The organism is Aeromonas sp., assembly GCF_050633025.1.
Taxonomy (GTDB): domain Bacteria; phylum Pseudomonadota; class Gammaproteobacteria; order Enterobacterales; family Aeromonadaceae; genus Aeromonas.
The window spans coordinates 1-9,155 of sequence record NZ_JBODRQ010000131.1; the positions used below are offsets into that span (position 1 = coordinate 1).

Genomic DNA, 9,155 nt, shown 5'->3' on the forward strand with positions numbered 1-9,155 from the left:
GCAGGAAGGTTATCGCTCATAAGGACTCCTTGTCTCGTTACCGATTTGGCCCCCAGCCGGAGCTGGGGCTCGATTCAGCGCGGTTCTTTACAATTCGATTGCCAGCGGGCTGCGCGTTACTCCGAGGGTTTGCTGCGGGCCGGTCGGCGTGCGGTGCCACGGCCGCCGCTGCGATTGGCCGGGCGCGGGCTCGTGTCACGGCTATCGCGCCCCTGTCCCTGACCATGCGGGCTTCGGGTCGGTTGGGCGGTGCGCGGATTGCTGCTGCCCGTGCCCTGACTGCGCGGGGCGGGCGCCAGCTCGGGAGCTTGCAGGGCGCGGCTCTCGCCGGGGGCCAGACCATCTAACGTCCAGTCACCGATGGCGTAGCGAATAAGGCGCAGGGTGGGGTGGCCGATATGAGCGGTCATTCGCCGTACCTGCCGGTTGCGCCCCTCTATGATCTTGATCTCCAGCCAGCTGGTGGGGATCTCCTTACGCTCGCGGATGGGGGGATTGCGCGGCCACACCGCAGGTTCATCCATGATGCGCGCCCCGGCGGGCAGGGTCATGCCGTCATTGAGCTCGACTCCGGCGCGCAGGGCGGCCAGTTGTTCCTCGCTGGGGATCCCTTCCACCTGCACCCAGTAGGTTTTGGGGGTCTTCTCCCCCGGCTGGGTGAGGCGCGCCTGCAGCTTGCCATCGTTGGTGAGCAGCAACAGCCCCTCGCTGTCGCGATCGAGCCGCCCTGCGGCATAGATGCCGGGCTCTTTGATGTAATCCTTGAGGGTCTCGCGGCCCGCCTCGTCGGTGAACTGGCAGAGCACCATGTAGGGCTTGTTCAAGAGCAGCAGCTTGCGATCCTCGGGCACCAGCTCCGGTTTGCGGGGGGAAGCATGGCGGGGAGCGGCTGGTTTGGCTGCCGAGCGCGGGGCGTTATCGCGCGGCGTGCGGCTGACAGAGAGACGGGAGCGGGGAGATTTCATCGGATACACACTTCAGACAGACGATGGCAGCGAGTGTACCACAGGGGCCTGACGGCAGGATGAATAGGAGGAGTAGCTAAAGAGATCCCGGGAAAATTGGCGGCTTCCGGCCGGGAGTCAACCGAGCAGGTTTTCAATCACGATGGCTTGTCTGGCTGGGGCCGAGCTTGCTTGCAGCAGTGCGCCGCTTATCACTTCGTCCATCAGGGCGCGGGCCAGCCGGGTGAGGGGGGACAGGGTGTCGCGTCCGCAGCCGGTCGGCACCGCCAGCAGGATGATGATCTGCACCGGCCCGAGCTGCGAGCCCCACTCGATGGGGGCCGGGCTGCTGAGCAGGCTTAGGGCGGGCTGGCTTATCCCCTCGCAAAGCACATGGGGCATGGCGAGGCCGGGGCAGATGATAGTGGCCGAGACCTGCTCGCGCCGACTGATCGCCTCCTCCAGCGCGGCTCTGTTGCTGACCAGCTCAGCGGGCAGCAGGTCGATCAGGTGTTCGAGCGCCTCGCTCTTGGTCAGCTGTGCAGGACTGTGAGCCAGCTGGCGCAGGGCAAAATGGTAGTCGGGCAGGGCGTTGGCGAGTCGCAACTCCGCCAGCGCGGCGCTGGCGGGACGCACCAGGGGTTGACCCAGTTCTCCGCACCAGCAGGTAAATGCCATATGGGCCAGCTCGGCATCGCGCCCTTCAATCTGCAACTGGCAGAGATCGCCCGGCTGGGTGGCGAGGGTGAGCAGGGCGAGCTGGTTGTCGGCCGCAACGCTCTGACGCCGGGTGAGGTTGGCGCAGCGGATGGTGGATCTGAACATCCCTGTCAGCCGATTCAACTGCTTGGCCCGGGTGATGCTCAACCCTTGCTGGCAGTAGAAAGTGATCTCACGGCTTGGCATCAGCCGGGTCTTGGCACGGTTCTTAACACTGCCTGCGCATCCAGCAACACGGTCTCGAGGCGCACCCGATGGATATGGCAGCCGAGGAAGCGCTCCTTCTGCTCGATCTCGATGTCGGAGGCGATCAGCACCAGATCGGCGCTGGCGATGTCGCGGGCAGTGAGGGAGTTCTCCACCCCCATGGCACCCTGGGTCTCGACCTTGATCTTGAGCCCCAGCGCAGTAGCGGCCTTTTGCAGGGCATCGGCAGCCATATAGGTGTGGGCGATACCGGTCGGGCAAGCGGTGACGGCGACGATCTTCATCTGCTCTCTGTGATGCTGACAAGGGGGAGCAACAAGATAGCGCCAGCGGGGAGTTTTTACCAAAAGTGCATATGAAAAGTGGGATCTTGATGGGGATATGTCTCCCCCTTGAGCGGCTGGCTGGGCTGATGTCTGGTCAGTGGGACGTGTGTTTTCTCCAAACAACAAGGGCCACCTCTGTGGGTGGCCCTGAACAATCAGCGACAATCTAGAGGGGGATCAGGCGGTCTGGGCGGCCAGCTCGGCGGCTTTCAGTTCGCGCTTGATGCGGCGGATCTTGCGCTCTTCAGCGACCGCGACGCAGGCCATCAGCACCAGACAGGCGGCGGCGGCCATGTCCAGCGCCGCGAAGGTGCCGGTCCAGCCGGTCAGGCCGAAGATGGGGGTGCCGTCGGCAATCATGCCCAGACCCAGTTTGGCGAAGCTGTCACCGATGAGGTAGGCGAAAGTGCCCTTGACGCCATCGGCCACGCTGATGCCCTGCTTGGGCACGAAGCCCACGGCGGCCACGCCGATCAGCAGCTGCGGACCAAATACCAGGAAGCCCAGCAGGAACAGGGAGCCCAGGAACATGAACTGGGTGGTGGCGTGCTGGTAGAGCCCCAGAGTCGCGATGATCAGTGCCAGCGCCACGCAGGCCACCAGACCACGGCGACCGTTGGCCAGATCCGAGAGGTAGCCCCACATCAGGGTACCGACCAGGGCGCCCACTTCAAAGAAGGTAAAGCCCTGAATAGCCACGTCTTTGGAGAAGCCGAGCTCCTGGTGGGCATAGACGGTGGACCACTGGTCGATACCAATGCGCACCACGTAGAGGAAGATGTTGGCAAAGCAGAGCAGCCAGATCACCTTGTTCAGCAGCACGTACTTGACGAAGATCTGCCACTTGGTCAATTGCTGCTCTTCGGTGGCGACGTCTTCTTCGCTCGCCACTTCGTCAAACAGCTCCTCCACCTTGCCAAGGCCATAGGCTTCCGGCGAATCGCTACCAAAACGCAGGCCGATAAAGCCGACCACCAGCGCGATCATGGAGGGGAAGATAAACATGCCGAGCACGTTGCCATCGAACAGGTAGTTGGCACCGAACAGCGCCACACCGGCCGCACCGGCACCGCCCACGTTGTGGGAGAGGTTCCACATGCCGAGGTAGGTGCCGCGCTTGTTGCGGGGCGTCCACTTGGTGATGGTGGAGTAGCTGCAGGAGCCGCCGCAGCTCTGGAAGAAACCGCTAGCCGCGTAGAAGAAGATCATCAGGTAGAGGCTGAAACCGGTGCCGCCCATGCTGGCACTGAAGCCCAGCATGCAGAGCGCGGAGAGGATCAGCATCAGCGGCAGGAACTGCTTGGTGTTCTTGCCATCGGCGTAGTAGGAGACGATGGTCTTGCCCACCCCGTAGGTGATGGAGAAGCCAAGGCCGATCATGCCGAGCTCGGTCATGGATAGACCGTACTCCTGGATCATGTCGTTCTGCGCAATGTTGAAGTTCTTGCGGATCAGATACATGGTCAGGTAACCGATGAACACAACCAGATAGGATTGCATAAACGGTTTGAACCAGAGCTTGCGCCGGGCTTCGACCGGCAGGTTCAGGGTGGGGACCCGGACCTGTTCGAGCAGTTTAAACATCTTCGTTCATCCTCTGCGAGATAGACGGTATTGCCGCCGCGCCCCTCATTGGTAGATAGGTTGTTCGAGGTCACGCCACGGAAGGGGGAACGGAACGTCGGGGTTGTCAGCGGTTGCTGCGCTCGACGCTCCATCCATATAAACCCGGGCCCGCTGCCGAAGGACGGGGAATTTCGCCCGTCGTGGTGCGGGTCACGACATCAGGTAGGGTGACTCTAATCAGGGGCGGAAAAAATGGCTTGAGAGCCATCCCTAGTGGGGGTAGGAAATTATCCTAGTTTTTGCGCTTTCGCGGATAAAGCGTGAGAAACATCACACCGCTGACGCCGGATTGCTGCCATTTCAGCCAGTTGGTGAGGGGGAAGGGCATCTTGCAAGCGATGGCGCGAGGGGGGCGCGGAGAGAAAAAGGGCCAGCCCGCGGGATTGACGGACTGGTCAAAGAGGGGGGCAGGAGTGCCCAGTGCACTCCTGCGTATTGTCTAGACCCTCAAGGTGGAGAGATTGTCGCTGTGTGGGGAGGATTCCCCTTCACAACTCAGCGCGACCGCCTGGGCGACCAGTTGCTGCAGGGCAAGCTGGATCTGCGCGGCCTCGCTGTTTGCCAGCGGCAGCTGGCACCAGAGGATCAGATGATCGTCCTGACCCAGCGCCACCCGGATGGTCGAGGGCTCGGCGCTAAAGAGGTTGCAGCGCAGCAGCTCGCGCGCCTGCGCGTCGCTGCCAAGGGCGCCGGCACGCAGGAACATGACCATGCTCTCTGTGCCTAGCGGGGCCAGATGAATGGCCCAGAGCTTGTCCAGCGTCAGGCAGGCATGGCCCGTTTCATCCTGCTCTATGGCCCCGATGTCGAGGAGTGCCGCAAGCTCGCCAAGTAGAGTGGTATAAAGGTTCATGGCGTGACTCATCCCAGATAGTTGTTGCTGACTTCGAAGAGACCCTTGTTCTCATCCTGCGGACGGCAGAAGTGGCAGACCAGCTGGTCGGGCAGCCACCCTACTGTGTCTTGGAACGCCTGCAGCAGATCTGCGAAGTGAACCCCCTTGGCCTCACGGTTGAGCAGCACAAAATCAAAAGGCTTTTCGGCCCCGTCGCGGTTCATCCGCCCGATCAGCTCGGCAGCCTGCTCCGGTTTGGTGCGAATGCCACCATTGAGCAGGTAGTTGGTTGCCTCCCGGCTATGGGTGTCGTAAATCTGGCTCTCTTCCTTGAACGCTACCAGCCCGTCCTTGAGCTTCTCGGCGAAGGCCATGGTGTTGGAGCGCAGCACATTGTTGCGGGTCGAGGCAAAGTCAAATTCGATCCCCTCCGGCTTGGTAAAGGTGCCCTCATTGATGCCACTGCCGTGGGAGGAGAACAGCACATTCCGGTTGAGCTGCTGTTGACCGCTGAACAGATAGGCGATCTCCTTGCCATTGATGGTGATGGGGGTGATGGCAATCTGATGTTGTCGCTCCAGCGAAACACGCGCGGCTTCAGGCAGATTGGTGCCATTGACCTTGATGTGCTGGCCATCGCTCAGGCGAGCGGCAATACCATTTTTGGCAAACAGGCTGTCGGCCTTGGCCAGATCTTCGGCCCGCATGGCGCTCTTGCCGGGAATATGGATGCCGTAACTGCCCGGTTTGCTGGCGCTTGGCCAGATGGCCGGACGATCAAAATCGGCAGCTGGCTTTTCTGCCAGCACACTGACGGAGCCGCCCCAGCGGGCTTCCAGCTGTCTGGTCTGCTGGCCAGCGCTGTAGGCATCCAGCTGGCGCTTGGCATCGGCCAGGGTCGGGGCGTGTTTCATCCCTTCGCCCGGAATAAAGACGCCGAACTGTCCTGGCTTGCTGGCACTTGGCCAAATGGCTGCACTATTGCTGCCGGGGGCCGGTTTGCTGGCCAATACCTGCACATCTTTCCCGGCGAAGTGGTGGCAGAGATCAACCGTGTTGTTCTGCTGGCGGGGCGGGAGGGCCGGTGCTGGTTTGGCCGGACGCTCCGGCAACGCGGGTGGCAGCTGACGAGCGGCGGCATCAAGCAGCAGCTTGGCATCGGCGAGGGAGAGCTGGTTGGATCGCAATTCGGCGAGAATGGCGTTGCCCCCCTTGTCCTGACGCAGGTCGAAGCTGGCGATATGCGGCAGCAGCTGGGCGATCTCCTGATGATTGAGGGATATGTTGCGAACCTGCTCGAAGACCGTCTGGGCAAATCTCTGTTCTTGGGAGGAGATGTCCGTCCCTGTATTGGTATGGCCTTGGTTGTCGAGGCGGCCTGCCTGATCGGCATGGCCGAGCTGATTGATCTGCTGATTGACGAGTGATTGTAGAGCGTGGATCTGCATTGGGCTTCCTAACGAGTGAGTTTAGTGTATGGAGGGGATTCTATGAAGATGGCGGCAGGTGCTCCGTCACTAAACGGTGCTCAATTTGTAGAAAATGGTTGTTGTGTATGGCCAAGTGATTGCAGGAAAAGAAAAAAAGGAGCCACTGGGCCCCTCTTTGATTGCTGGTTGATTGCAGGTTTCAGCGGGAGGGCGGAACTCAGACCGCCTTGGCGAGCGTCACCTCATTACTCTTTTTGGCCCGCAGCTTTTTCAGGGCAACCGCGACCACGCCGGTGACGATGGCACCGCAGATCATGCAGAGCAGGGCCAGCAGCGGCTTGTTGACGGCTCCCAGCAGGGCCACGATGGGGCCACCGTGGGCAACGCTGTTGGTGATACCGAACAGGAAGGCCATCACGGCGGCGGTCATGCTGCCCAGCACGTTGGCCGGAATGACGGCCAGCGGGTCACGGGCGGCGAACGGAATCGCCCCTTCGGAGATACCCACCAGACCCATGGCACCGGCAGCTTTGCCTGCTTCGATCTCGGACTCGTCAAAGATGCCGAGCTTGCGACCGAGCACGGTAGCCAGCGACATGCCAAGGGGCGCAGCCGGGATGGCGCAGGCCATGGCACCCATAAACTGGGTCTGACCGGAGGCGATCATGCCGACGGAGAAGAGGAAGGCCACCTTGTTGACCGGGCCACCCATATCAAAGCCGGCCATACCACCCAGCACGATGCCCAGCAGCACCAGACTGCCACCACTCATGGAGAGCAGCATGGCGTTCAGGCCAGTCATCATGTCGGCAATGGGGGCACCGATGATGAAGATAAAGACCGCAGCGATAAAGAGCGACCCGACGATGGGGGCGATCAGGATCGGCACCAGCGGTTGCACCATCTTGTGGTACTGACGGGTGGCAATCCAGCGCACCAGATAGCCGACCAACAGGCCCGCGATGATAGCACCGATAAAGCCGGTACCGGCATCAGCGCCGTAGAAGCTGCCGTTGTTGGCGATCCAGCCGCCGATAAAGCCCGGTGCCAGTGCCGGACGATCACCGATGGCGTAGGCGATATAACCCGCCAGAATGGGGATCATCAGGGTAAAGGCGGCCACACCCACGTTGAGGATCTGGTTCCACATGCTCCCTTCCGGGATCTGCATACCGCTCGGGGTCGGGTTGCCGCCGATGGCCAGTGACAGGGCGATCAGCAGACCACCGGTCACCACGAACGGGATCATGTGCGATACGCCGTTCATCAGGTAGCGATAGAGATCGGAACTGCCGCCCGAGCTCTTCTCTTCACCCTTTTTATCTTCTTTGCCAGCCACATAGGCCGGGGCTTTCAGGGCCTGCTCAATCAGACCCTTGCCATCCTTGATAGGGGCTTTCACGCCGGTCTTGATGAGCGGCTTGCCAGCAAAGCGGGCCATGTCCACCTGCTTGTCGCAGGCCACTACGATGGCGGCAGCGCGGGCGATCTCGTCCGCGGTCGGGCTGTTCTTGACGCCGATGGAGCCGTTGGTCTCCACCTTCACCTCATAACCCAACTCCTTGGCGGCACGCTCCAGCGACTCGGCCGCCAGATAGGTGTGGGCGATACCGGCCGGGCAGCCGGTGACACCGATGATCAGCCCCTTGTTGGCCGCAGGTGCGGCAGACGCTTCCTCTTTCTTGGCCAGCAGCAGTGCCAGCGCATCGGCAGGGGTGTTGGCCGCCAGCAGTTTGGCGATAAAGCCCTCTTCAATCAGCTTGGCGGAGAGCTCGGCCAGCACCTCGATATGGTGGTTGGCACCACCGGCCGGGGAGGCAATCATGAAGAACAGTTTGGACGGCTTGCCATCTTCGGCGCCGTAGTCGATGCCGTTGCGGCTGATGCCGATGGCGACCGCCGGGGTGCTGACCGCCGCACTCTTGGCGTGGGGCAGGGCCACGCCCTCTTCAAAGCCGGTGTTGTCCAGCTCTTCGCGTGCCCACAGATCCTTGATAAAGGCCTGCTCGTCGCTGACCTTGCCTTGCGACGCCAGCAGGCGGGCCATCTCGGTGAAGACCTCTTCCTTACGTGTCGCTTTCAAATCGAGATTGATCAGATGTTCATTGATCAAGGTGGTGATCATGGCGCTCTCCCCGCTCCGTTGCCGGAGCCTGTTGGCATGCCGCCCTTGCAGGCCGGCATGTAGACAAAATTGACCCGACTATTATCGCGCCGAGGGAGAGGTCACCCTATCGGACAAATGTGCGAATAACTGGATTTTTGTGCGCTATTACCTTGAGTGTGACCCTGATCGCAAAGCTGAACAACTGCTGGAATGGGGGCGGATTGAATCGCTCATATTTTTATTGATGATTAAAATCAATTGGTTGTGTTTGTGAGTGGTTCAGCGCCTTGGCCATGCGATGAGTTTTTACTCAGTGAATGGGGGCGCTCTGTCTGTAAATTTGTGAGGTAAAAAACGGCAGTGGGATGTGAGCCAACGCACAGAAATAACCCCGCCGGCGGGAAGAGAGGGGCAGGCGCAGGGGAGGCGCGAGCAGCACAAGCTGGAGAAATGGGTTGCACCATTGATGCCAGAGAGTTCACAACAGCGAGCAAATGAAACCACATTCATAGACGCACCGTAGGGTGCAATGAACAAAGTGAATTGCACCGCTTGTTTGGGTGTTGAGTGTGGTGGCAAGAGAGGGGATGGCCGAAAAGATAGAGGTGATCACGCGAACGTCCGAATACGCTCCGCTATTCGAACCTACGGGCTACCAGACCACCAACTGGGAGGGATACCGGCTGTATGCCAGCGACCCGGACAAGTGCCGGGAATGCCCGCTACGGGCGCAATGCACGCGCAGTAAAATGGGTATCAAGCAATTAAGCCGACATGTCTGGCAGAAAGACCGGGAGCGGATAGCCGAAAACCGGCTGAGTGAAGTGGGCAAACAGATTTACAAGGGGCGGCAAGAGACAGTGGAACGCAGTTTTGCAGATGCGAAACAGCATCACGGGCACCGATATGCGCGTTATCGGGGTCTGGGCAAAGTGCAGATGCAAGGACTGCTGGCCGCCG

General features: G+C 60.8%; 7 protein-coding genes and 1 pseudogene. 1 reads left to right on the forward strand and 7 read right to left on the reverse strand.

Annotated elements, in window-relative coordinates:
• Nucleotides 1–116: 116 nt before the first annotated feature.
• From rluE to ACRAUW_RS14820, 7 genes are all read right to left on the reverse strand, one after another.
• The gene (rluE, locus tag ACRAUW_RS14790; protein ID WP_431362888.1) at nucleotides 117–974 is read right to left on the reverse strand and encodes a 23S rRNA pseudouridine(2457) synthase RluE; all 858 of its coding nucleotides are present in this window, start codon (nucleotides 972–974) and stop codon (nucleotides 117–119) included.
• 108 nt (nucleotides 975–1,082) lie between these two features.
• Nucleotides 1,083–1,850, reverse strand: coding sequence for a PTS sugar transporter subunit IIA (locus tag ACRAUW_RS14795; protein ID WP_431362889.1), 768 nt, complete (start codon nucleotides 1,848–1,850; stop codon nucleotides 1,083–1,085).
• Nucleotides 1,850–2,155: a PTS fructose transporter subunit IIB gene (locus ACRAUW_RS14800; protein WP_431362890.1), complete on the reverse strand. Its 306-nt coding sequence runs from the start codon at nucleotides 2,153–2,155 to the stop codon at nucleotides 1,850–1,852. Before ACRAUW_RS14800 ends, ACRAUW_RS14795 begins: the two co-directional genes overlap by 1 nt.
• A 219-nt stretch (nucleotides 2,156–2,374) precedes the next feature.
• Nucleotides 2,375–3,781: a hexose-6-phosphate:phosphate antiporter gene (gene uhpT, locus ACRAUW_RS14805; RefSeq protein WP_431362891.1), complete on the reverse strand. Its 1,407-nt coding sequence runs from the start codon at nucleotides 3,779–3,781 to the stop codon at nucleotides 2,375–2,377.
• A 481-nt stretch (nucleotides 3,782–4,262) separates the two neighbouring features.
• A complete protein-coding gene (locus ACRAUW_RS14810) occupies nucleotides 4,263–4,676 on the reverse strand; it encodes a CesT family type III secretion system chaperone (protein WP_431362892.1) in 414 nt (137 codons plus the stop codon).
• Between the two features lie 8 nt (nucleotides 4,677–4,684).
• Nucleotides 4,685–6,106, reverse strand: a complete 1,422-nt coding sequence (locus tag ACRAUW_RS14815; RefSeq protein WP_431362893.1) for a hypothetical protein — start codon at nucleotides 6,104–6,106, stop codon at nucleotides 4,685–4,687.
• Between the two features lie 199 nt (nucleotides 6,107–6,305).
• Nucleotides 6,306–8,213, reverse strand: coding sequence for a PTS fructose transporter subunit IIABC (locus ACRAUW_RS14820; protein WP_431362894.1), 1,908 nt, complete (start codon nucleotides 8,211–8,213; stop codon nucleotides 6,306–6,308).
• Between the two features lie 635 nt (nucleotides 8,214–8,848).
• Between ACRAUW_RS14820 and ACRAUW_RS14825 the strand changes: the two are divergent.
• Nucleotides 8,849–9,155: pseudogene (locus ACRAUW_RS14825) on the forward strand (transposase); the annotation flags it as partial.

Excerpts from the sequence above, each read along its gene's own strand:
- ACRAUW_RS14795 (WP_431362889.1), bottom strand. The coding sequence starts at position 1,850 with ATGCCAAGCCGTGAGATCACTTTCTACTGCCAGCAAGGGTTGAGCATC.
- ACRAUW_RS14800 (WP_431362890.1), bottom strand. The coding sequence starts at position 2,155 with ATGAAGATCGTCGCCGTCACCGCTTGCCCGACCGGTATCGCCCACACC.
- uhpT (WP_431362891.1), bottom strand. The coding sequence starts at position 3,781 with ATGTTTAAACTGCTCGAACAGGTCCGGGTCCCCACCCTGAACCTGCCG.
- ACRAUW_RS14810 (WP_431362892.1), bottom strand. The coding sequence starts at position 4,676 with ATGAACCTTTATACCACTCTACTTGGCGAGCTTGCGGCACTCCTCGAC.
- ACRAUW_RS14815 (WP_431362893.1), bottom strand. The coding sequence starts at position 6,106 with ATGCAGATCCACGCTCTACAATCACTCGTCAATCAGCAGATCAATCAG.
- ACRAUW_RS14820 (WP_431362894.1), bottom strand. The coding sequence starts at position 8,213 with ATGATCACCACCTTGATCAATGAACATCTGATCAATCTCGATTTGAAA.